The 1,116-nt window shown below is 52.4% G+C and carries 1 protein-coding gene; it reads left to right on the forward strand.

The features are described from left to right. The coding region (locus CA13_RS34370) for a dockerin type I domain-containing protein (protein WP_419195348.1) at positions 1-1,030 on the forward strand (1,030 nt) is incomplete at its 5' end. Positions 1,031-1,116: the final 86 nt, after the last annotated feature.

Below are 1,116 nucleotides of genomic sequence, written 5' to 3' on the forward strand. Positions count from 1 at the left end.
ACCCGCGACGATAGAAAGTCGATTGTTGTTTTACAACAACAGCGATTTCGACGGGAATGATTCCGCTGCGAACACCGCCGATGAAGGTGCAATCGCATCAGACAAACAGGCGTTATTACCAGGTCAAAATGCCAGCTTTGCAAACTACACTAGTTACAGTCGCGGCGTAAACGGGATCATAATTGACATCGCCAACCTGCCTGCGAGTGGATTGTCAGCGGATGATTTCACATTGCGTGTGGGCAACGATAGCGACACCAGCACGTTCACGGACCTGGAAATCGTTCCTGGTTTTTCGAGGCGTACCGGTGAGGGGGCTAATAGCAGCGACCGAATTACCTTGACGCTGCCCGATAAAGCCGTTGTAGGAAAGTGGTTGCAAGTCACGGTCAAGGCCAACGAGAACACAGCGTTGGAAACTCCCGACGTGTTCTACTTTGGCAATGCTCCTGGCGAAGTCGGTAACAGTACGGACGATACCTCGGTCAGCAACGCGGATGTTTTGAAGATTCGTTTGAATCGAACCGCTGGCGGTACCACGGTGGACTCTACCAGTCCCTACGATATCAATCGTGATCAAATCGTATCCAACGCCGATGTGCTGCTTGCTCGACTAGGCCGAACGACCTCCGAGGCTGAACTGAAACTGATCACTCCGAGCGGTGCAAGCAACTTCAGCAGTATTGTTGGCGTCTCTGCGTTGCAGGCAACCGATACCAATGCCGACGGTGTCGTATCGGCAATGGACGCATTACTGGTGATCAATCATCTCAGCGGGTCAACCAACAATACGTCAGGCGAAGAAACAGCGTCCCAAGAAAAGTGGAGTCATTTGGACGTTGACGGCAACGGTCATGTCACGGCATTAGATGCTTTGATGGTGATCAATGAAATGAACCGTTCGCAGACCAATCCAAACTCATCCGTCAGCCAATCCCCGCAAGCGTTTGATCTTGCCCTTCGGGATCTGCAGTCCGAGGACGAAGAAGATGACATCCAATTGCTCGATTCACGACTCGACTCGGTGTAGTGCGGTGCGACCACAAGCGTAGCGAGCTACCGCTCGGAGTGCGTTCGCCCGCTACCGTTGGTCGCTAGAATCGTGTCATGAAAACA

Origin of the sequence: Novipirellula herctigrandis, assembly GCA_007859835.1 — a bacterium.
GTDB lineage: Bacteria > Planctomycetota > Planctomycetia > Pirellulales > Pirellulaceae > Novipirellula_A > Novipirellula_A herctigrandis.